This is a genomic window from Actinophytocola sp., from assembly GCF_009379765.1.
Classification (GTDB): domain Bacteria; phylum Actinomycetota; class Actinomycetes; order Mycobacteriales; family Pseudonocardiaceae; genus Actinophytocola.
On record NZ_WHTD01000027.1, the window covers coordinates 1 to 19,557 of the forward strand.

At 72.2% G+C, this 19,557-nt stretch carries 20 protein-coding genes; 4 read left to right on the forward strand and 16 right to left on the reverse strand.

The features are described 5' to 3' along the window. A partial coding sequence (locus tag GEV28_RS10885; protein WP_291411272.1) for a TetR/AcrR family transcriptional regulator occupies nucleotides 1–468 on the reverse strand: 468 nt, incomplete at its 3' end. A 169-nt stretch (nucleotides 469–637) separates the two neighbouring features. On the opposite strand from GEV28_RS10885, the gene GEV28_RS10890 reads away from it, so the two are divergent. Then, nucleotides 638–2,749, forward strand: coding sequence for an MMPL family transporter (locus GEV28_RS10890; RefSeq protein WP_291411274.1), 2,112 nt, complete (start codon nucleotides 638–640; stop codon nucleotides 2,747–2,749). A 94-nt stretch (nucleotides 2,750–2,843) separates the two neighbouring features. Here the strand turns inward: GEV28_RS10890 and GEV28_RS10895 are convergent, their stop codons facing one another. From GEV28_RS10895 to dnaG, 3 genes are read right to left on the reverse strand one after another with little or no spacing between them, the layout of a single operon-like run. Further along, entirely contained in the window at nucleotides 2,844–3,608 is a 765-nt protein-coding gene (locus GEV28_RS10895) for a trans-aconitate 2-methyltransferase (RefSeq protein WP_291411276.1), read from the reverse strand. A gap of 33 nt (nucleotides 3,609–3,641) precedes the next feature. After that, nucleotides 3,642–4,166 (reverse strand): hypothetical protein, encoded by a 525-nt coding sequence (locus tag GEV28_RS10900; protein WP_291411278.1) that lies wholly within the window; start codon nucleotides 4,164–4,166, stop codon nucleotides 3,642–3,644. Continuing rightward, nucleotides 4,163–6,070, reverse strand: coding sequence for a DNA primase (dnaG, locus tag GEV28_RS10905; protein ID WP_291411280.1), 1,908 nt, complete (start codon nucleotides 6,068–6,070; stop codon nucleotides 4,163–4,165). Before dnaG ends, GEV28_RS10900 begins: the two co-directional genes overlap by 4 nt. A 64-nt stretch (nucleotides 6,071–6,134) precedes the next feature. Between dnaG and GEV28_RS10910 the strand changes: the two genes are divergently transcribed. Further along, nucleotides 6,135–7,070: a sigma-70 family RNA polymerase sigma factor gene (locus tag GEV28_RS10910; protein WP_291411282.1), complete on the forward strand. Its 936-nt coding sequence runs from the start codon at nucleotides 6,135–6,137 to the stop codon at nucleotides 7,068–7,070. Here the strand turns inward: GEV28_RS10910 and GEV28_RS10915 are convergent. The 3 genes from GEV28_RS10915 to GEV28_RS10925 all read right to left on the reverse strand — a co-directional run bounded on the left by GEV28_RS10915 (nucleotide 7,051) and on the right by GEV28_RS10925 (nucleotide 10,384). Continuing rightward, a complete protein-coding gene (locus GEV28_RS10915) occupies nucleotides 7,051–7,650 on the reverse strand; it encodes a carboxymuconolactone decarboxylase family protein (protein WP_291411284.1) in 600 nt (199 codons plus the stop codon). The two genes, GEV28_RS10910 and GEV28_RS10915, sit on opposite strands and share 20 nt — an antisense overlap. A gap of 164 nt (nucleotides 7,651–7,814) precedes the next feature. Then, entirely contained in the window at nucleotides 7,815–9,440 is a 1,626-nt protein-coding gene (locus GEV28_RS10920) for an ABC transporter permease (RefSeq protein ID WP_291411286.1), read from the reverse strand. Then, nucleotides 9,437–10,384: an ABC transporter ATP-binding protein gene (locus GEV28_RS10925; protein WP_291411288.1), complete on the reverse strand. Its 948-nt coding sequence runs from the start codon at nucleotides 10,382–10,384 to the stop codon at nucleotides 9,437–9,439. Before GEV28_RS10925 ends, GEV28_RS10920 begins: the two co-directional genes overlap by 4 nt. An 81-nt stretch (nucleotides 10,385–10,465) precedes the next feature. On the opposite strand from GEV28_RS10925, the gene GEV28_RS10930 reads away from it, so the two are divergent. Next, nucleotides 10,466–11,185 carry a TetR family transcriptional regulator gene (locus GEV28_RS10930; RefSeq protein WP_291411289.1) on the forward strand — a complete coding sequence of 240 codons (720 nt, stop codon included), beginning with the start codon at nucleotides 10,466–10,468 and terminating at the stop codon, nucleotides 11,183–11,185. Nucleotides 11,186–11,206: 21 nt separating this feature from the next. Here the strand turns inward: GEV28_RS10930 and GEV28_RS42240 are convergent, their stop codons facing one another. Genes GEV28_RS42240 through GEV28_RS10950 form a run of 5 tightly spaced genes read right to left on the reverse strand, consistent with a single transcriptional unit; the run spans nucleotide 11,207 to nucleotide 14,562 of the window. Further along, on the reverse strand, nucleotides 11,207–11,332 hold the full coding sequence (locus GEV28_RS42240; protein WP_367115082.1) for a serpin family protein: 126 nt from the start codon (nucleotides 11,330–11,332) through the stop codon (nucleotides 11,207–11,209). Further along, nucleotides 11,332–12,315, reverse strand: a complete 984-nt coding sequence (locus GEV28_RS10935) for a serpin family protein (RefSeq protein WP_367115083.1) — start codon at nucleotides 12,313–12,315, stop codon at nucleotides 11,332–11,334. The genes GEV28_RS42240 and GEV28_RS10935 overlap by 1 nt, the downstream gene beginning before the upstream one ends. 10 nt (nucleotides 12,316–12,325) lie before the next feature. Beyond that, the gene (locus tag GEV28_RS10940; protein ID WP_291411291.1) at nucleotides 12,326–12,589 is read right to left on the reverse strand and encodes a hypothetical protein; all 264 of its coding nucleotides are present in this window, start codon (nucleotides 12,587–12,589) and stop codon (nucleotides 12,326–12,328) included. A 17-nt stretch (nucleotides 12,590–12,606) separates the two neighbouring features. Next, on the reverse strand, nucleotides 12,607–13,887 hold the full coding sequence (locus GEV28_RS10945) for a deoxyguanosinetriphosphate triphosphohydrolase (protein ID WP_291411293.1): 1,281 nt from the start codon (nucleotides 13,885–13,887) through the stop codon (nucleotides 12,607–12,609). A 9-nt stretch (nucleotides 13,888–13,896) separates the two neighbouring features. After that, nucleotides 13,897–14,562 carry a YdcF family protein gene (locus GEV28_RS10950; RefSeq protein ID WP_291411295.1) on the reverse strand — a complete coding sequence of 222 codons (666 nt, stop codon included), beginning with the start codon at nucleotides 14,560–14,562 and terminating at the stop codon, nucleotides 13,897–13,899. Nucleotides 14,563–14,756: 194 nt separating this feature from the next. Between GEV28_RS10950 and GEV28_RS10955 the strand changes: the two genes are divergently transcribed. Next, the gene (locus tag GEV28_RS10955; protein WP_291411296.1) at nucleotides 14,757–15,707 is read left to right on the forward strand and encodes a hypothetical protein; all 951 of its coding nucleotides are present in this window, start codon (nucleotides 14,757–14,759) and stop codon (nucleotides 15,705–15,707) included. A 99-nt stretch (nucleotides 15,708–15,806) separates the two neighbouring features. Here GEV28_RS10955 and GEV28_RS10960 read toward each other — a convergent pair whose 3' ends face one another. From GEV28_RS10960 to GEV28_RS10975, 4 genes are read right to left on the reverse strand one after another with little or no spacing between them, the layout of a single operon-like run. Continuing rightward, complete coding sequence (locus GEV28_RS10960; protein WP_291411297.1) at nucleotides 15,807–16,412, reverse strand: response regulator transcription factor; 606 nt, start codon at nucleotides 16,410–16,412, stop codon at nucleotides 15,807–15,809. Further along, a complete protein-coding gene (locus GEV28_RS10965) occupies nucleotides 16,409–17,779 on the reverse strand; it encodes a sensor histidine kinase (protein ID WP_291411299.1) in 1,371 nt (456 codons plus the stop codon). The genes GEV28_RS10960 and GEV28_RS10965 overlap by 4 nt, the downstream gene beginning before the upstream one ends. A gap of 16 nt (nucleotides 17,780–17,795) precedes the next feature. Continuing rightward, nucleotides 17,796–18,524: an ABC transporter permease gene (locus tag GEV28_RS10970; RefSeq protein ID WP_291411301.1), complete on the reverse strand. Its 729-nt coding sequence runs from the start codon at nucleotides 18,522–18,524 to the stop codon at nucleotides 17,796–17,798. Then, on the reverse strand, nucleotides 18,521–19,420 hold the full coding sequence (locus GEV28_RS10975) for an ABC transporter ATP-binding protein (RefSeq protein WP_291411388.1): 900 nt from the start codon (nucleotides 19,418–19,420) through the stop codon (nucleotides 18,521–18,523). The genes GEV28_RS10970 and GEV28_RS10975 overlap by 4 nt, the downstream gene beginning before the upstream one ends. Nucleotides 19,421–19,557: the final 137 nt, after the last annotated feature.

Genomic DNA, 19,557 nt, shown 5'->3' on the forward strand with positions numbered 1-19,557 from the left:
CGAGCTGAGCGCGGCGCCGAGCACCTCCATCGCCGCGATCGCGCGCAGCCGGTCGGCCATCGTCGGCGCCGGACCGGCGAGCCAGGTGGTGAGCCGCGTGCTGTTGCCGATCAGGTCGTGCCACATCGGGCCGGCCGCGGCGACCACGCCGGCCGGGTCGTGCAGGAAGATGCCCGCGACCGTGCGGTTGCGCAGCAGCACCTCGAGGCTGCGGCTCAGCACCGCCCGCGCGTTGGCCGGCGAGTGCGGCATGTCCTCGATGTCGTCCGCGATCGTGCGCCACCCGTCGATCACCGGCGCCACGATGGCCGTGAGCAGCGCCTGTTTCGACGGAAAGTGGTAGTACAGCGACGCCTTCGTCAGCCCGACCCGTTCGGCGATCTCGCGCAGGCTCGTCTGGTCGAACCCACGCGTGGCGAACAGTTCCATTGCGACCTCACGAATCGTCTCGCGAGTGTCCCCGACCATGTCACGTGCCTCCTCAGCGCTTTCTCAGCCCGCTCACGTTAGCGTTTCGCCAAGCCAGCACCGCCGGTCGATCTTACCTACCGGGCGGCAGGTAAACTCGTGGCACATCACGTGGGGAGGCATGATGTTTCAACGGTTGGGTCGATTCGTCGTCCACAATCCGTGGAAGGTGATCGCGGGGTGGGTACTGGTCACCGTGGCGATCGTGACCTTCGCGCCCACGCTCGGCGACGTCACCACCAGCGACCAGGCCAACTTCCTGCCGTCGGACTACGAGTCGATGCAGGCCGGGGAGCTGGCCGAGCAGGCGTTCGGCCAGCAGCAACAGGCCAGCGCCACGATCGTGGTCAGACGCGCGGACGGGCAGCCGCTCACCACCGGTGACCAGGCGAGGATCGGGGACCTCGCCCAGGACATCAACGGTGCCGACATCACCAGGGTCACCGAGGCGGTCACCGGTGCGCAGGCGGTGTCGCCCAACAAGAAGGTGCAGCTGGTCAGCATCGGGCTCGAGGGCTTCGGCGAGGACCCGGAGCTGGTGAACGCCGTCGAAGGGATCCGCGACACGACCCGACCGGCGCTGAACGACTCGGGTCTCGAGTACGCGGTCACCGGTGACGTCGCGATGTACGCGGACAACGCGGACGCGTTCGACACCGCGCTGCTGATCGTCGGCGCGGCCACGATCGTGCTGATCATCAGCCTGCTGCTGCTGATCTACCGCAGCCCGGTCGCCGCGCTCCTGCCGATCATCACCGTCGGCCTGGTCAGCGCGATCGCACCGGGCCTGGTCGCGTGGCTGGCGCAGGCGTTCGACTTCCAGGTCGACCAGTCCGTGCAGATCGTCATGACGATCGTGCTGTTCGGCGTCGGCACGGACTACATCGTGTTCCTGCTGTTCCGCTACCGGGAACGGCTGCGTGCCAGCGACGACCCCAAGACCGCGCTGGTCGCGGCCGTGGCCCGGGTCGGCGAGGTCATCGCGTCCGCGGCGGCCGCCATCATCATCGCGTTCATGGCGTTGCTGCTGGCCGTGTTCGGCGCCTTCACCAGCTTCGGTCCCGGGCTGTCGATCGCGGTCGCGCTCATGGCGGTCGCCGCGGTCACCCTCATCCCGGCGGTCGTCTCGCTGGTGGGCACCAAGGTGTTCTGGCCGTCGAAGTCCTGGCAGCGCACGCCGAAGGGCACCACGTTCCAGCGGCTCGGCAGGTTGACCGGTCGCCGCCCGGCGGTGGTGGCCATCGCGTCCGGCGGCGTGATGGTCGCACTGGCGCTGGGCATGTTCGGCTTCAACACCGACTACGACCAGAACGCCCAGCTGCCGGAGGGCACCGAGTCCTCCCGCGGCCTCGAGTACATGCGGAGCGGGTTCCCGCCCGGCGCGCTCAACCCGACCTCGGTGTACCTGAAGGCCGACAACGGCACGCTCGACCAGGCCGCGCTCGCCGGCTACACGAAACGGCTGGACGACGTGCCGGGCGTCGGCGGGGTGATGCCCGGGCCGACCGGGCCGGCGACGGTCAGCGAGGACGGCACGATCGCCAAGATCGACCTGCTGCTCGACACCAGCCCGTACGCCAACGCCTCGCTCGACCTGGTCGACGGTGAGCTCCGGAACGTCGCGCACAGCGAGGCACCGGACGGCTCCACCGCCTATGTCGGCGGGCTGACCTCGGCGTTCGCCGACATCCGGGACGCGAACACCCGGGACCTGTGGGTGATCTTCCCGGTGGCCGGCGTGTTGATCGCGATCGTGCTCGGCCTGATGCTGCGCAGCGTCGTCGCACCGATCTACCTGATGCTGGCCGTGGTGCTGGGCTTCTTCAGCACGATGGGCGCCACGGTGATCGCGTTCCAGGGCATCGGCGACCGGCCGGGGGTGTCGTTCATGCTGCCGATGCTCGTCTACCTGTTCGTCGTGGCGATAGGCACGGACTACAACATCCTGATGATCGCCCGACTACGCGAGGAGGCCAAGCTCGGCCACGACCCGCGCACCGCGGCCGACCTCGCGGTGGAGCACGGCGGTCCGTCGGTGGGCGCGGCCGGGGTCATCCTCGCCGGCACGTTCGCGTCGATGATGCTCGCCGGCATCTCGTTCCTGGTGGAGATGGGCTTCGCGGTGTCCATCGGGATCATGATCGCGGCGTTCGCGATGTCGATGTTCCTGGTGCCGAGCGTGACCGCGCTGCTGGGCCACGCGGCCTGGTGGCCGGGCCACTCCGACCGGGCGGATGCCGCGCCGGCCGAGCGGCGCGACCCGGCGCGGGTCGGCTCGTAGCGCACCGCGCCGCGGCGCCGTCACCTCGTCGGGGTGGCGGCGCCGCTGCTTCTCACGGGGCGGCGTTCACGGGATGGCGTTCACGGGACGGTGCTCACGGGACTCTGGCGACGACGAACACGCGGCGGAACGGGAACCAGGTGCTGCCGTCGGCGCGCGTCGGGTAGTCCGCCCGCAGCAGCGGCGCCAGGTCGGCCAGGAACTCCACCCATCCCGGCTCGTCCACAGTGGACCTGATGGGGCGCAGCGCGGTGCCCGTGACCCAGTCGAGCACCGGGTCCTCGCCGGTGAGCCGCTGCACGTAGGTGGTCTCCCACGCGTCGACCTCGCAGCCGGCGTCGGCGAGCAGCGCCGCGTAGCCGTCCGGGTCGAGCACCGCGTCCTCCTCGCGGAGCGCGACCGCGTCGAGCCGGCCGTGCCAGCGCGGGGACGCCGTCAGCTCCCGCACCCGGACGTGCGAGGGCGCGCCGAAGTTGCCCGGCACCTGGAAGGCCAGCCACGCGCCGGAAGGCAGCCGCTCGACCCAGCGCAGGAGCAGCTCGTCGTGGTCGGGCACCCACTGCAGCACCGCGTTCGACACGACCACGTCGGTGTCCGGCCGCGGGCTCCATTCGCGCACGTCGCCGGCCTCGGCGTCGATCCCGCGCTCCCGCGCGGCGTCGACCATCTCCGGCGAGGAGTCCATCGCCTCGACGACGGCGTCCGGCCAGCGGGCCGTGAGCGTCTCGGTGAGGTTGCCGGGCCCGCACCCGAGGTCGGCCACCCGGCGCGGCGCGGCGGCGTTCACCCGGGCGAGAAGGTCGAAGAACGGCCGCGCCCGGTGGTCGGCGAAGGCGAGGTACCGGCTTGGGTCCCACATGGCGCCTCCCAGCAAACCGTACGTCCGTACTGTTTACTCTAGCGCCTGCCGGATCTTCTCGGCCACCTCCGTGGCCACGCGGCGCACGGCGTCGGCGTCCGCGCCCTGGTCCGCGCGGACCTGCAGCACGATCCCGTCCCGGCCGGGGACCTTGCGCTGCACGAACCACGCGCCACCGCCGAGGAGCTCACGCCGGTGCCGGGACCGGATCGAGTCGTTGACCCGGACGCGCACGACATCGGGCAGCTTGTTCGGCCGCTCCAGCACGTAGCGGACCGGGCGCAGGTCGGTGAGCAGCACCGCCTCGCCCGCGGTGTCGGTCTCGCTGGCCTCGACCAGCTCGAGCACCCCGTGGTCCCAGGTGACCTTGCTGACCAGGTGCCAGCCGACCCGCCGGGGCCCGTCCTCCCCCGGCACCCACAGGCCGAGCGAGGTGGCGAACAGGAACCCGCCGCCACGCAGCGCCGACGACGAGACGACGTGCTCGTCGCGCTCCAGCACGCCGGTGAAGCCCTCGGGTACCCCGCCGCCGAACAGCTTGCGCAGGAACCCGGTCACGACAGGCTCCCCGCCGCCTGCTCACCGAGCGCCTTGTAGAACTGCTCCAGCGCGACCAGGTCGCCCCACAGCACCCGCCACTCGTCCTCGTTGTCCACAGGAGACAGCCGGTGGAGCCGGGCCTTGATGTCGGCGATCTGCCCGGACAGGAGCTGCCGCTGGAGCGCGGCGAGAATGCCCGCCGCGTACCGGGTGATCTCGTTCTGCCGGGTGGGGATGGGCTCCACGGCCAGCTCGGTGACCAGGCTGCGCACCGTCTGGTGGCCGCAGGCCTTCGTGACCATGTCGAGCAGCTCGGCGCCGGCCAGCCCGCCGGCCGTGCCACCCACGTCGAGCAACGCCCGGTGCAACGCCGCGTAGGCCGGGTGCGTGAACACGTCGAGGGGCAGCGAGTCGTACACCGGCCCCGCGTGCACCGGCTCCTGGAGCGCGAGCTTGATGGCCTCGCGCTGGACGTGCAGCTGGGGGTCTCGCGGGTTGGGTCGCGCCGGCCCGTCGACGTCGACCGCGAGCGCGCCCTGGTCGGGGTTGTCCGGCTGCTGACGCCCGCGTCGCGCGGGCATCGGCACCGCCCCGCCCGCGCTCTCCCGCACCCGGCGCACCACAGTGGCCGTGTCCTCCCAGCCGACCCAGCCGGCGAGCTGGCGCGCGTACTCGTCGCGCAGCGCCAGCTCCTTGATCCTGGCCACCATCGGCACGGTCCGGCGCAGCGCCTCCACCCGGCCCTCGGCGGTGTCGAGGTTGTGCTCGGCGAGCTCGGTGCGGATGGCGAACGCGAACAGCGGCTGGCGGCGGGCCACCAGGTCGCGGACGGCGACCTCGCCCTTGGACTGGCGCAGCTCGCACGGGTCCTGCCCGTCCGGGGCGATGGCGACGAACGTCTGCGCGGCGAACTTCTGGTCGTCGTCGAACGCCTTGAGCGCAGCCTTGCGACCGGCCTCGTCGCCGTCGAAGGTGAAGATGACCTCGCCGCGGAACGCGTCGTCGTCGATGAGCAGCCGGCGCAGCACGGTGATGTGCTCGGCGCCGAACGCGGTGCCGCACGAGGCCACCGCGGTGAGCACGCCCGAGGCGTGCATGGCCATGACGTCGGTGTAGCCCTCGACCACCACGACCTGGTGGCGTCGCGCGATCTCCCGCTTGGCGAGGTCGAGGCCGAACAGCACCTGCGACTTCTTGTAGATCGGGCTCTCGCTGGTGTTGAGGTACTTGGCCTGGATCTGGTCGTCGTCGAACAGCCGCCGCGCGCCGAAGCCGACGACGTCGCCGCCGAGATCCCTGATGGGCCACAGCAGCCTGCGGTGGAACCGGTCTATCGGCCCCTGCCGGCCCTCCCTGGACAGGCCGCCCTTGATGAGCTCGCCCATCTCGAACCCACGACCCAGCAGGTGTTTGGTGAGCTTGTCCCAGCCCGCGGGCGCGAAGCCGCAGCCGAACTGGGCGGCCGCCGCCTGGTCGAAGCCGCGCTCGGCGAGGAACTCCCGCGCCTTCACCGCGTCGGGCGTGTGCAGCCGCTCGGCGTAGAACTCCGCCGCCGCGCGGTGTGCGTCGACGAGCCGGGTGCGGGTGCCCTTGTCCCGCTGCCGGGTCGGCGCGCCGCCCTCGTAGGTGAGCTGGACCCCGGTGCGCTCGGCGAGCCGCTCGACCGCCTCGACGAAGCTCAGATGGTCGATCTTCATCAGGAAGGCGATGACGTCGCCGCCCTCGCCGCAGCCGAAGCAGTGGAAGGTGCCGTGCGTGGACCGCACGTTGAACGACGGCGTCTTCTCGTCGTGGAACGGGCACAGGCCCTTGAGTGCCCCGCCGCCCGCGCGGCGCAGCGACACGTACTCACCGACGACGTCGTCGATCCGATTTCGCTCGCGCACCTGCGCGATGTCGCTCTCCCGGATCCGTCCCGCCACGGTGTCCGAGTGTAGGCGCGCGGTCCGACAAGTGGCCGGCAGGTCGGGTTCGACACGGCATACGATGGGAACCGTGACAGTCAGCGAAGATGTCCTCGCCGAGCAGTTCGCGGAGCACCGGTCCCACCTGATCGGGGTGGCGTACCGGCTCACGAGCACGCTGTCCGACGCCGAGGACGCGGTGCAGGAGGCGTGGCTTCGACTGTCCGGTTTGGACGAACAGAGGCGCTCGAACATCCGCGAGCTGCGGGCCTGGCTCACCACCGTGGTCGGGCGGATCTGCCTGGACCGGCTGCGCTCGGCCACCGCGCGGCGCGAGAAGTACGTCGGGCCGTGGCTGCCCGAGCCGATCGTCACCCCCTACGGCACCCCGACGAGTGACGATCCACTTGACACGGTCGTGCGCGATGACGAGGTGCGCATGGCGGCCATGGTCGTGCTCGACCGGCTGACGCCCGAGCAGCGGGTCGCCTTCGTGCTGCACGACGCGTTCTCCGTGCCGTTCGCCGAGATCGGCCAGATCCTGGGCTGCCCGGAGTCGACCGCGCGCCAGCACGCGTCCCGCGGCCGCCGGGCGGCCGCCGAGGCCGACCCGCCGCCGCGGGTCGCCATGGACGAGCAGCGGGTCCTGGTGGAGCAGCTGCTCGCGGCCATCATCGGCGGCGACCTGGACGCCGTGGTCAAGCTGCTGCACCCGGACGCCGTGCTCATCGGCGACAGCGACGGCAAGGCCCGCACCTCGCGGCGGCGCATGGTCGGCGCGGAGAAGATCGCCCGGTTCCTGTTCGGCCTGCTCGAGGCCTACGGGCCGGACCGGATCACCGGCGGCGAGCTCGTGCTGGTCAACGGCGACCTCGGCATGGCGGTACCGGACATGCCGGCGGACGGCGCGCGCTGGGCGATGTCGCGCCGGGCCGTCGCGTTCGCGGCGCGCGACGGCCAGGTCACCGCCATCTACGACTTCGTCAACCCCGACAAGCTCACTCACCTGGGTCGTTGAGCGCGGGCGCGTCGGCCGGCACCGGGATCAGGCAGGCGTCGCCCGAGGTGAAGCCCTGGTCGCGGATGTCGAGCGCGCTGAACATCCGGGCCCGCATGTTCTCGAGGCCCACCTGGTAGGTCAGCTCCAGCGCGCCGTCCCGGCCGAACTCGGCGACCAGCTCGGCGACCTGCTCGTCGGTGACGGTCACCGGGGAGGTCGTCATCGCGTCCGCGTAGGCGACCGCGAGCCGCTCCTGGTGGTTGTAGGCCGGTGAGGTCGCGTAGTCGTCGATCCGCTCGAGCCGCTCGATGTCCAGCCCCTCGTGCTTCTGGAGCATGGTGCCGATATCCACGCACCAGGAGCACCCGAGCCGCTGGGCGACCCGGTAGACGGCGATCTCCCGGACGTTGGTGGGCAGGACCTTGCTGGCCTTCGCCGCGGCCATCTCGTGGCGCGCGCTGGCCATCATCAGCTTGCGGTGCCGGGCGAGCACGCTGAACGGCTCGGGCACCGCCCCCACCCGGCGCTTGGCGTACCAGTAGATGACCCGAAGGAGTGGGCTGGCCTCTTTGGTGGGAATCCCGGGGATCCTCGGCATGACTTCCTCCTCCTACCCGGCCGTGGTCGGCCGGTCATCACGAGGACGAGCGGCCGGGACCGGACGTGACACCCGGCGGGGTGAGCTCCGGCACCAGGTGCGCCACCAGCGGTCCGAGTCCGGCGGGCACGGTCAGCACGAGCACGCCGCCTCCCGACGCCGGGTCAAAGCGCCAGGCTGCGCCGGCGGAAGGCCAGGAAACCGGCGGTGAGCAGGGCGGCCGCGACGGCGAACATGATCAGCAGCGGTGCCGCGGTCAGCGGGTCCGCCGGCAGGTTGGGCAGGTGGGTGAACGGCGAGACGGAGATCACCGCCCGCGGCAGACCGAACAGCGACCCGAGCTGGCCCACGACCAGGCACACCGCGAACGCCGCCCAGGACAGCGCGGCCGCGAGCCTGGGCACCAGCCCGAACACCGCGACCACGAAACCGGCCAGCACCAGCGTCGGCGCGAGCTGCGCCAGCGTCGTCTCCAGCAGGTCACCCACGGCGCCCGGCACGTCGCCGACGACGACTCCGTAGGCGAGCCCCGTGCTGACGCCGAGCACGGCCAGCACGAGCGCGGTGCCGGCGACCGCGCACAGCACGGGCGCGGCAAGGCAGCGCGGGCGGCTCACCGCGGTCGCCAGCATCAGCTCGGCCGGCCCGCCGACCTCGTCGGCCCGCATCCGCAGCATTGCCTGCATCGTGTACCCGGCCACGATGACGCCGAGCAGGCTCATCATCCCCGCGAAGTAGTAGTCCACCAGGCTGCCGCCGCCACCGAGGCGGCGCATCAGCTCGGCACTCTGCTCGCTGCCGAACAGCTCGTCGGCCTGGTCGCCGAGCCCGCCGAACGCCACCCCGGTCACCGCGATGCCGACCAGCCAGCCGAACAGCACGCCACGCTGCAGCCGCCACGCGAGCCCGAGCGGGCTCAGCATGCCGGACCTGGCTCGGGTCCGGCCCCGGCGAACCGGAAGCATGCCGGTCCCGACGTCGCGGTGGATGCTCAGCCGGGCGGCCGCCACCAGAGCGAGCGCGGCGAACGCAGCGAAGAGTGCCATCGGCCACCAGCGGTTCGCACCGAACGGCAGCAGCTGCTGGCCCCAGCCGATCGGCGACAGCCACGACGGCCAGGCGGGTGTCACGGTCAGCCCGTCCGTGCTCGTCTCGCCGAGCGCGTCGCCGGTCGCCCGCAGCAGGTAGGCGAGCCCCAGCACGGCACCGGCCAGGCCGGTGGCGCCGCGAGCGGTCGCGGCCACCTGTGCGGTGACCGCCGTGATCGCGGCGAACGCCATGCCGACCGCGCCGACCGCGGCGCCGGCGGCGAACGAGCCGGCGGCCGGCAGGCCGTTGACGACCAGCGACAGCGCGCCGAGCACGGCGAGCACCACGTCGGCGGCGCAAGCGACCAGCAGGGCCGAGGTAAGACCGGCGTGCCTTCCGACCGCCGCCGAGCCGGTGAGCTCGGCCCGGCCCAGCTCCTCGTTCTGCCTGGTGTGCCGCACGACGGTCAGGATGTTCAGCAGCGCCGCGAGCACCGCGACGTAGACCAGCACCTCCGACACGGTCAGCGCGCCGACGCCGCTCCCCGGCGCGGCCCCGTTGAACGCCCTGGCCACCACGCTGCCCGCCCGCACCGCCGCGTTCGCCACCCGGTCCGCCTCGGTGGTGTACAGCCCGGCGATGCCGGACGCGGTCGCGCCGACCAGTGCCGCGAGCCCGACCAGCCAGATCGGCAGCCGGACCCGGTCCCGCCGCACCGCGAGCCGGGTGAGCACACCGGTCCCGGTGAACGCCCGGGTCATCGCACACCTGCCGAGTTCGGCTCGGGTGCTGCCGCGGGCCGGGCTCCGGCCTGGTCGCCGGTCTGATCGCCGTAGTGCCGCAGGAACAGGTCTTCCAGGGTGGGCGGCGCGCTGGTCAGCGCGCGCACGCCGAGCCCGGCGAGGTGGCGGTGCACCTCGGTGAGGTCCCCGGTGCTCACCTCGAACCGGGCGCGGTTGCCCTCGACCCGCAGGTCGTGCACCCCGGGCAGCCGGTCGAGCCCGGCCGGAGACCGGATGGTCTCCACCGAGATCGACGTACGGGTGAGGTGCCGGAGCTCGGCGAGCGTGCCCGTCTCGACCGTTCGGCCGGTGCGGATGATGCTCACCCGGTCGCAGAGCTTCTCCACCTCGGCGAGGATGTGGCTGGAAAGCAGGATCGTCCGCCCCGCCGACCGCAGCTCCCGCACGCAGTCCTGGAACACGGACTCCATCAGGGGGTCCAGCCCGGAGGTGGGCTCGTCCAGTACGTACAGCTCGACGTCGGACGCGAACGCGGAGATCAGCGCCACCTTCTGCCGGTTTCCCTTGGAGTAGGTGCGCATTCGCTTACCCGGATCGAGGTCGAACCGGTCCACCAGCTCGCGCCGGCGCGTCTCGTCCAGGCCACCGCGCAGCGTGCCGAGCAGGTCGATGGCCTCGCCGCCCGACAGGTTCGGCCACATGCTGACCTCGCCGGGCACGTAGGCCAGCCGGCGGTGCAGCGGCACGGCGTCGCGCCACGGATCGCCGTCGAGCAGGCTCACCGTGCCCGCGTCCATCCGCAGCAGTCCCAGCAGGACGCGGATGGTGGTGGACTTGCCGGCGCCGTTGGGGCCGAGAAAGCCGTGCACCTCACCGGTCCTGACGGTGAGGTCGAGTCCGTCCAGTGCTCTCGTGTCACCGAAGGTCTTCACGAGACCAGCGATGCGGATCGCGGTCGACATGACAATCCCCCTTCGTCGTCACTTACCCATGGTAGGTGACGTTACACTTCTCTTTAACCAAAGGTAAGCAAGGGTGACGCAGTGAACGAACGGCCGACCGGTACCCGGGAGCGGATTCTCGCGGCGGCGGAACAACTTTTCGTCGAACGCGGCTACCACGCCACGACGCTGCAGCAGGTCGCCGACCGGGTCGGCATCACCAAACCCGCGCTGTACTACCACTTCGCGTCCAAGGCCGACGTCCTCGGCAACCTGCTGGACCCGATGATCGCCGAGCTGGAGCGGGTGCTGGCGGACGCCGACGCGGCGGGCGGGCCCGGCGGGGCCACGGCCGTGCGGACCGTGCTGATCTCCGGGTGGACCGACGTCTTCCTGCGGTCCCGTGGCACGTTGCTGGCCCTGTTCCGGGAGCTGACCGCGATGCCGGCGGACACGTTCGACCGGCTGCTGTCGGTGATGGACCGGGCCATCGAGACCGCGGCCGGCCCCGACGCCACGGTCGGGGAGCGGGTCGCGGTCGCGCAGGCCGTCTCCGCCATCACCGACCCGATCGCGCTCCTGCCGTACCTGCCGGACGACCTGCTGCGCGAACACCTGCTGGCCGGCGCCTGGCGGCTGCTCGACCAGCCGGCCGGCCCGGCTCGTCGCCCGCGGGGCGGGCGCCCGAGGGCGGTGGCCGCGGACGACGTGGCCCGCGCCCGCGAACTGCACGCCTCCGGGGAGCACACCGCGGAGTCGATCGCCGCCGAGCTCGGCGTCTCACGGGCAACCGTCTACCGCTATCTCAAAACCAAGTCGTGAGATTTGAGACTGATTATGAGACTAGGCAGGATCGGTCACCCGGCAGACGAAATACACGACCCCGGTCTCCGCGTGCCGGACCACCAGCAGGAACGGGCGGTCGACCCGAAGCTTGACGCCCGGCGCCGGCATCGACGCGAGCCGCATCAGCACCGCGTGGCCGCCGCGCCCTCCAGGCCCTTCTCGTCGATCTCGAGCACGGCCTCGTGCAGGACGGCCTGCACCGCCAGGGCGGTGGGGCTGATCCCACTGAGGTCGGCGTCGTCGCCGAACACCGTGCGGACGCCGAGCCGGTTGAGCGGCGGCGTGAGCTCGGTCTGCGTGGACACCTTCAGCTTGGGCAGCCACAGGTCGACCTGGGTCGGCTTGGGCGCGTCGAGCAGGTCGGCGAGCGTGTCGGCGTCCAGGTCGGGCTCGGCGTCGGCGAGGTCGCCGTCGGGCAGCAGGACGACGGCCTCGACGCCGCCGATGGCACGCAGGCTCGCCACCTGCCAGCCACCGCGGGCCGCGTAGCCGATCCGCTCGGACAGCGCCATGGTCGGCACGTCCACGGTGCCGCCCGGCGTGTGGAACGGCTGCGGGCTGGTGGCGCCCTCGGTGAACGGGAACCGCCAGCCGCATTTGAGGTACAGCGCGTTGACCAGCGCGGACCGGGTGTCCTCGGTGATCGCGTCGGCCGGGATGAGCTCGGGAATGAGGTCGCGGGTGGTCTTGGCGACGTCGACGTTGATCATGTCGCGCGCCCGCTGGGGCGCGTCGCGGAAGGGCGCCTCCCGGACCGTGCCGCTCGACCACCGGCCCAGCTCCTCGACGAACGGCACGAGGATCTCGATCGACCGGTCGGTCCAGAGCGTGTTGGCCACCGCGATGACCGGCTCGTCCTCGTTGTCCCGCGGCGGTTCGAGCACGCCCGCCCGGGTGAGCAGAGCGCCGAGCCGGGTGAGGTCGCCGGACTTGTCGCCGAGCAGCAGCACCGTCAGCTCGTCACCGGTCATCCCGCGAGCACCGTGGGCGACCAGGCCGAGGGCGCTCGCCACCGAGAACGGTGACCAGCACGCGTTCGTCGCCGGATCGGGCGCGGTGACTCGGTGCAGGGCAAGCGTGAACGCGAGGTGCGCGCGATCCGTCACGAACTCTCCTCTACTGGCGCGGGTCGGGCAGGGCGATCATCATCGGCGGCTCGGGCTCCGGTAAGGCACCGGCCTCCGACATCGGGCCGAGCGGTTTCGGGCGCCGTGGCTCGCGGACACCGGCGGAGCCGTCGTCGTAGTCGTCGCCGCCGTCGCCGTCGCCGAACTCGTCCGGGCCCCAGTCGCCGTCCGCCGGCACCGACTCGCGCGGCTCGCGGCGGAAGACCCCGCGGCGGCCGCGGCCGCCGGGTGGCCGGTCGAACATCTCAGTCATACCTCGAGTGTGCCACGTCACACCGACAAGCCGGTGACCTCGACGAACACCTGATGCCAGCGGATGGCCTGGGCGTCGGTGAGCGCGGCGACCTGGTCGACCACCACCCGCAACCGGGCGGCGTCGTCCCCGGCCGCGTGCCAGGCCGGCACGAACGCGGGCTCCAGCGCGTCCGACCCGCGCTCGGTGAGCACCGCGACCAGCTCGGCGAGCTGCCCGCGCTGGGTTGCCTGCAGCGCGAGCCGGCCGGGATCGCTCATCACGTACCGCAGCGCGACGGCCTTGAGCAGCGCGACCTCGGCGGCCACCCGGGCGGGGATCACGAGGTCGGCGGCGTAGCGGGTGAGCATGCCGTCGCCGTGCTCGCGGCGGGTGGCGGTGACCGCGGCCGCGACGAACCGGCCGACCAGCTCGCTGGTGAGGGTCTTGAGCGCGACCTGGGCGCCGAGTGTGCCGTCGTACTCGCTCGGGGTGAGGGCCGCGACCACCTCCAGCCGCAGCAGGTCGGCGGCCACGTCCTCCAGGGCGGAGACCGGCTCGGGGCTGAAGTGCTTGGCGGCGAGCTCGGCGACGACGGTCCGCTCGACCGGGTCGGTGAGCGAGGGTAAGGAGATCCGGCCGGAGCGGACCCCGTCCTCCACGTCGTGCACCGAGTAGGCGACGTCGTCGGCCCAGTCCATGACCTGCGCCTCGATGCACCGCCGGCGCGGCGGGGCATCCCGGCGGATCCAGTCGAAGACCGGGCGGTCGTCCTCGTAGACGCCGAACTTGGCGGTGCCCGCGGTGCGTGGCCACGGGTACTTGGTGGCCGCGTCGAGCGAGGCGCGGGTGAGGTTGAGGCCGTGCTCGCGCTCCCCCAGCACCTTCGGTTCGAGCCGGGTGAGGATGCGCAAGGTCTGCGCGTTGCCCTCGAAGCCGCCGCAGGATCGGGAGACCTCGTCGAGCGCGCGCTCGCCGTTGTGCCCGAACGGCGGGTGGCCGATGTCGTGCGCGAGGCCCGCGGTGTCGACGATGTCGGGATCGCAGCCGAGCTCCTCGGCGATGCCGCGGCCGATCTGGGCGACCTCCAGCGAGTGGGTGAGCCGGGTGCGCGGCACGCCGCTGACCTCCGAGCCCTCCCCCGGGCCCACGACCTGCGTCTTGCCGGCGAGCCTGCGCAGCGCCGCGGAGTGCAGCACCCGGGCCCGGTCGCGGTCGAAGGGGCTGCGGCGGGTCGGCAGCGAGTCGGGCAGTACCGCGCTCTTGACCGGCTCGGGGTGGAGGCGGGCCGCGTCGTGCTCGACGTAACCGGGGGTCATACGCGGAGGTTACTTGTCGGCGCCGACATCCTCGGTGATGCCGATCTGGTCCGCGGACGCGTTCGTCATGCGGTAGTACAGCAGCGCGGCGGTCTCGTAGAGGATGTAGCGGATCTGGGTCTGCCGGGTCTGCACGATCGGGCCGCTGTGCGTGGGCGAGGTCCACGCCTCGAAGCCGACGTCCTCCGCCATGGTGCGGGCGCGTAAGGAATGCCACGGGTCGCTGACGATGACCGCGGTGTGCCAGCCCCGCTCGGCGGCGGCCTTCGACGCGGCGCGCAGGCTGCCGAGGGTGTCGTTGCCCTCGCCCACGCCGAGGACGGCCTTCTTCGGGACCCCGTTCGCGGTGAGCCAGTTGGCTCCCGCCTCGGCCTCGGTGTAGGTGTCGCCGGGCTGGTTGCCGCCGGTGGTGAGGATGTGCTCGGCGACGCCTTCGTCGTAGAGGTTCTTGGCGTGCCGGAGGCGGGCCTCGAGTACGTCGGACGGGGTGCCGGCGTACTGGGCCGCGCCCAGGACCAGCACTACGTCGGCGGTCGCTCGGTCGTCGACCCGCGCGACCTGCCACACCCGGAAGCCGGTGCCGCCGACGACCAGCGCGCCCATGAGCAGCACGCCGACCAGCAGGCGGCGCACGAACCGGAGCACCGGCCGTGGCCTCGCCTCTACGGATGTCATTCGATCGATCCTTCCAGAGCGGTGTGCGCACCAACGTCCGGCCCACGACTGCAAACACCGAACGTACCTACCGCCACCGACACTCCCATCCGCTCACCGCCGGTCTCGGACCGAGTTGTCCACAACCGGGTCGGTTATCCACAGATGACGTCTCACGGCCCCCGCCCGTTGCCCCGGTCGGCTTTGCTGGCGTCATGACAGCGAACCGCGCACTCCTCGACCTCGACGCCATCCCCGGCATGTTCGACCACCACGTCGCCACCGCAGCCGACCTCATCTCCCTGGGCCTCTCCGGCTCGGTCATCGAAGAACGATGTCGTGACGGCGGGCCGTGGCAGCGCCTCCAACCCGGCCTGGTGCTGCTGGGCAACGCGCCGCCCAGCCGGGCGCAGCGCATCCAGGCCGCGCTGACGGTCGCCGGTCCCGAGGCCGTCCTCACCGGCGTCGACGCGCTCGCCCTGCACGGCATGTCCGCTGCCCGCCTCGAGGGCCCGGTCCATGTCCTCGTTCCATCGCGCCGCCAGTCGAGGCTGGTCGACGGCGTCTTCTTCGACAGGACCAACACGCTCCCGGTGGCCCAGCTTCGCTCCCGGTTCCCGGTGGCGCCGCTGGCCAGAGCCACCATCGACACCTGCCGCCGAGCCACGACGGCCGAACACGTCCGAGCGTTGCTCACCGAGTCGGTGCGCCACGGCCGGATCAGCCCGGCCATCCTGCGCGACGAGCTCTCCCGCGCCACGACCAGGGGCGCCGCCCTCCCCCGCCGAATCCTGGCCGAGATCGACGACGGCGTCCGCTCGGTGGCCCAGGGCTGGGCGCGGCGCCTGGTCCACCGGGCGGGCCTGCAGCCGCCGCGCTGGCGAGTCCCGATCACCGGCCCGACCGGAGCCCACCTCGCCACCCCGGACGCGTGGTGGGACGACGTCGGCATGGCCTGGGAGGTCGACTCCTACGGCTTCGAGCTCTCCTCGGCCGACTACGCCGCCGCGCTCCGCAGAGCCGCCCACCTCACGGCGGCGGGCATCGTCGTGGTCCACACCCCACCCACCCAGCTACGCGACGAGCCCTCGGTGGTGGCCGAGCTCCTCAGAGGCGCCCACACCCAGGCGTCGGCCCGCCCCCGCCCACCGGTGGAGGCCGCGTGACACCCGCACAGCTCCACCCCACCGCGGAAGACCGTGCACGCCAACGGTTCCAACAGCGTCGGCCACACCGTCCCACCGCGACAACAACGGCGGGAGGCGTCAGAGCCAGCCGCGCTCATCGGCGACCCGAGCGGCCTCCGCGCGGGTCCGCGCCCCCGTCTTCCCGATCGCCGACGAAAGGTGGTTGCGCACAGTTCCCTGTGACAGAAACAGAATCCGGGCGACATCCGCGATGGTCCCGCCCGAGCTGGCGACCCGGAGCACGTCCCGCTCCCGATCGGTCAGCGGGCTCTGCCCGGTGGCCAGCGACTCGGCGGCGAGCGAGGGATCGACCACCCGCAGGCCGGCGTGCACCCGGCGCACGGCGTCGACGAGCTGCTCCGGCGGCGCGTCCTTTACCACGAAGCCGACCACCCCGGCAGCCATCGCCCGGGACAGGTAGCCGGGCCGTCCGAAGGTGGTGCACACGACGATCCGACAGTCGGGCAGCTCCCGATGCAGCTCCGCGGCGGCGGTGATCCCGTCCCGCCCCGGCATCTGCACGTCGAGCAGCGCCACATCCGGCTTGCTCTCCCGCGCGGCGGGCACCACCTCGTCGCCGGAGCTGACCTGGGCCACCACCTCGATGTCGGCCTCCAGGCCGAGCATCGCGGCCAGCGCGCCCCGCACGAGCGCCTGGTCGTCGGCGAGCAGCACCCGGATCACCGGGCACCCACCGGCCCACCGTGCGACCCCGCCTCCGTTCCGGCGGCCGACCCGGCGCGACCGGCCGAGGCGCGAACCGCCTCGGTGCGCGCGGACGGCTCGGGACCGGCGGCGGACTCGGCGCGGGCCGTCAGATCGGCGGGGGGAACCGTCGCGCGCAAACGGAACCCGCCCTCCGGTGCCGGCCGCGCGTCGAGCGACCCGCCCACCTGTGCCAGCCGCTCGGTGAGACCGGACAACCCGTGCCCGCCGGCGCCGGCGCCGGGACACCCTCGGCCGTCGTCGCGGACCTCCATCCACGACTCGCCCAGGCGCACCTCGCACCGACGGGCGCCCGAGTGCCTGATCACGTTGGTCACCCCCTCCCGAAGGACGTACGCGAATGGCTCCTGAAGCTCCGCCGGCACGTTGTCCACCGCGTGCGGCAGGTCCGCCTCGATCTCCGCCGCGGCCAGGGCCGCTCGGGCACCGACCAGCTCGCCGGCCAGCGACGGCTTCCGATAGCCCGACACCGTCGAGCGGACCTCGGCCAGTGCCGTCCGGGACAGGTGCTCGACGTCGCGCAGCTCGGCCACCGCCGGGGCGATCTCGCCCGCGCTCTCCAGCAGCCGGCGCGCGAGGCCGGCCTTGACGGTGATCGTCGTGAGGCTGTGGCCGAGTACGTCGTGGAGGTCGCGCGCCAGGCGGGCGCGTTCCTCGGCCACGGCGAGCACCGCGATCTCGTCGCGGGCGGCGCGCAGCTCGGCGTTGGACTGGATCACCTGGCGGATCCCGAACAGCGCCACCGTCAGCACGATCAGCACCGCCGCGGACCCGAGGTTGGGCGTCCCGTCGGAGATCGTCGTCCCGATCAGCAGGGCGGCGGTCACCGAGATCCCGAGGATCAGCCCCAGGAGAGGAGGCAGCTGCACCAGAGCCATGGAGATCGCGTAGGTCATGTAGACCAGGTCGTCCGGCCCGAGGATGCCGGCGAGTGTGATCCCGCAGGACACCATCACCGCCATGCACACCACGCGCACGGTGTGGGAGCTGCGGTGCTCGGACATCATCCCGAACATGTACGTCGCCGCGTAGACCACGACGACGGAGAGCACCACGATCCGGACCAGCTGGGCGTGCGGCTCGCGGAAGACCTGGCGGACCGGCTCGGTCAGGTAGACCAGGAAGATCGCCGGCAGCACGGTGCCGGCGATGCGCCCGTAGCGAGTGGACGGGACCTGGTTGAGCTGCGGCCACGACCAGCCGTCCCGGCTGGGCCGGTCCGCATGGTCGGAAGCGCCGTACCAGCCGATCAGGCCGGCGCCGCCGAACGCCACGGGGGCGACATTCCGGTCATTTCGGCTGGTCAGGGGCTTCTGACGGGTCACGGTGTCCACCGTACGGTCACACCCGCGCGCTGTCCCGCCGGTACCGGCGCACCACCGCGAGCCCGAGCACCACGGTCCACCCGGCGAGCACCAGCACCGCCTGCCCGAGGCTGGTCGCGAGATCCGTGGTCACCGCGCCGCGGCCGATCTGGCCCAGCCAGTACGACGGCAGTACGTGGGCGATGTCGAGCAGCCAGTCCGGCATGGTGTCGATCGGGATGAAGATGCCGCCGATCAGGCTCATCACCATCATCACGATGCTCATGATCGGCTGCATGGTCTCCGGGGTGCCGACCTGGCCGACGAGCAGACCGATGAGCGCGAACGGGATCACCGCGAGCCAGGTGCCGACGACCACCCGCAACCAGCCTGCGGCGTCCAGCGAGACGCCCTCGGCGACGACGCCCACCAGCGGCACCAGGATCACCGCGGGCACCGCCAGCATCATCGCGGTCACGCCCTTCGCGGCCAGGTAGCCCTGGCCGGACAGCGGGGTGAGCCGCAGCTGGCGCTGCCAGCCGATGGACCGCTCCAGCGCCACCCGGCCGCCGGCGAACAGGGCGCCGGTCAGCGCGCCGAACGCTGTCATGTTGACCATGAGGACGCCGATGCCCGTGGCGTCGCCCTGGGCGAAGATGCCAACGTAGAGGAGGAAGAGGAGAACGGGGAACGCGATCGTGAAGATCAGGAACCGGGTGGACCGCATGGCCCGCCGCAGTTCGAGGACGAGGTAGCCGACGCTCATCGCACGGCTCCTTCCGAGATGGCGGCCGGGCCGTCGGCGGTCAGGGACAGGAACGCGCCCTCGAGACCGACCGCGGTCACCTCGATGTCGCGAGCCTGCGGGAACGTGGCCAGCAGGGCACGCAACGTGGCGTCGGAGTCCGTGGCGGAGATCGACACCAGGTCGCCGCGGACCTCCACCTCGGACACCGCGGGCAGCATGCGGATCGCCCGGTCGGTGGCACCCGGGACGGCGGCGCGGATCATCCGGCCGGCCACCAGCGAGGTCACCTCGGCCACCGAGCCGTCGGCGACGATGTGGCCGGCCCGCATCAGCACCACGCGGTCGGCGTAGTTCTCCGCCTCCTCGAGGTAGTGCGTAGCGAAGAGCACCGTGCGGCCGGACTCGGTGTAGCTGTGCATCGACCGCCAGAAGTCGCGGCGGCTCGCCACGTCCATCGCCGCGGTGGGCTCGTCCAGCACGAGCAGGTCGGGGTCGCTCACGAGCGCGACGGCGAACCGGACGCGCTGCTTCTGGCCACCGGAGAGCTTGTTGCACCGCCGGGCCGCCAGGTCCTCGATCCCGGCGCGGCGCAACGCCTCCGTCACGGGCAGCGGCGCGCGGTGCAGCGACGCCACCATGGCGACGGTCTCGCCGACCGTGGCGTCGTCGAGCAACGCGCCGCCCTGGAGCATCGCACCGATCGAGCCGGCCGCGACCGCGTCGCGCGGGCTGGAGCCGAAAACGGTGACCGTGCCGGCGTCGGGCTTCGTGAGGCCCAGCAGCATGTCCACGGTCGTCGACTTGCCAGCCCCGTTCGGGCCGAGCAGCGCGACGACCTCGCCCGGCGCGATCGCCAGGTCCACCCCGTCGACCGCGCGTACCTGTCCGTAGTGCTTGCGCAGACCGGCCAGCATCACCGCGGCGCCCGTGGCGCCCGCGGCATCCCCACTGCCGGTCTGGGAGATCCGTGTCGTGTTCACGACAACCACGATGCTCGCCGCGGCGGTGGGGAACGCAGGCCGAGCGTCACCACCTGACCGTGACAAACGTC

Excerpts from the sequence above, each read along its gene's own strand:
- GEV28_RS10945 (WP_291411293.1), bottom strand. The coding sequence starts at position 13,887 with ATGACCCCCGGTTACGTCGAGCACGACGCGGCCCGCCTCCACCCCGAG.
- GEV28_RS10975 (WP_291411388.1), bottom strand. The coding sequence starts at position 19,420 with ATGCTGGCCGGTCTGCGCAAGCACTACGGACAGGTACGCGCGGTCGAC.
- GEV28_RS10895 (WP_291411276.1), bottom strand. The coding sequence starts at position 3,608 with ATGTGGGACCCAAGCCGGTACCTCGCCTTCGCCGACCACCGGGCGCGG.
- GEV28_RS10925 (WP_291411288.1), bottom strand. The coding sequence starts at position 10,384 with ATGTCGACCGCGATCCGCATCGCTGGTCTCGTGAAGACCTTCGGTGAC.
- GEV28_RS10940 (WP_291411291.1), bottom strand. The coding sequence starts at position 12,589 with ATGACTGAGATGTTCGACCGGCCACCCGGCGGCCGCGGCCGCCGCGGG.
- GEV28_RS10910 (WP_291411282.1), top strand. The coding sequence starts at position 6,135 with ATGGGAACCGTGACAGTCAGCGAAGATGTCCTCGCCGAGCAGTTCGCG.
- GEV28_RS10955 (WP_291411296.1), top strand. The coding sequence starts at position 14,757 with ATGACAGCGAACCGCGCACTCCTCGACCTCGACGCCATCCCCGGCATG.
- GEV28_RS10920 (WP_291411286.1), bottom strand. The coding sequence starts at position 9,440 with ATGACCCGGGCGTTCACCGGGACCGGTGTGCTCACCCGGCTCGCGGTG.
- GEV28_RS10915 (WP_291411284.1), bottom strand. The coding sequence starts at position 7,650 with ATGCCGAGGATCCCCGGGATTCCCACCAAAGAGGCCAGCCCACTCCTT.
- GEV28_RS10970 (WP_291411301.1), bottom strand. The coding sequence starts at position 18,524 with ATGAGCGTCGGCTACCTCGTCCTCGAACTGCGGCGGGCCATGCGGTCC.
- GEV28_RS42240 (WP_367115082.1), bottom strand. The coding sequence starts at position 11,332 with ATGCGGCTCGCGTCGATGCCGGCGCCGGGCGTCAAGCTTCGGGTCGAC.
- GEV28_RS10950 (WP_291411295.1), bottom strand. The coding sequence starts at position 14,562 with ATGACATCCGTAGAGGCGAGGCCACGGCCGGTGCTCCGGTTCGTGCGC.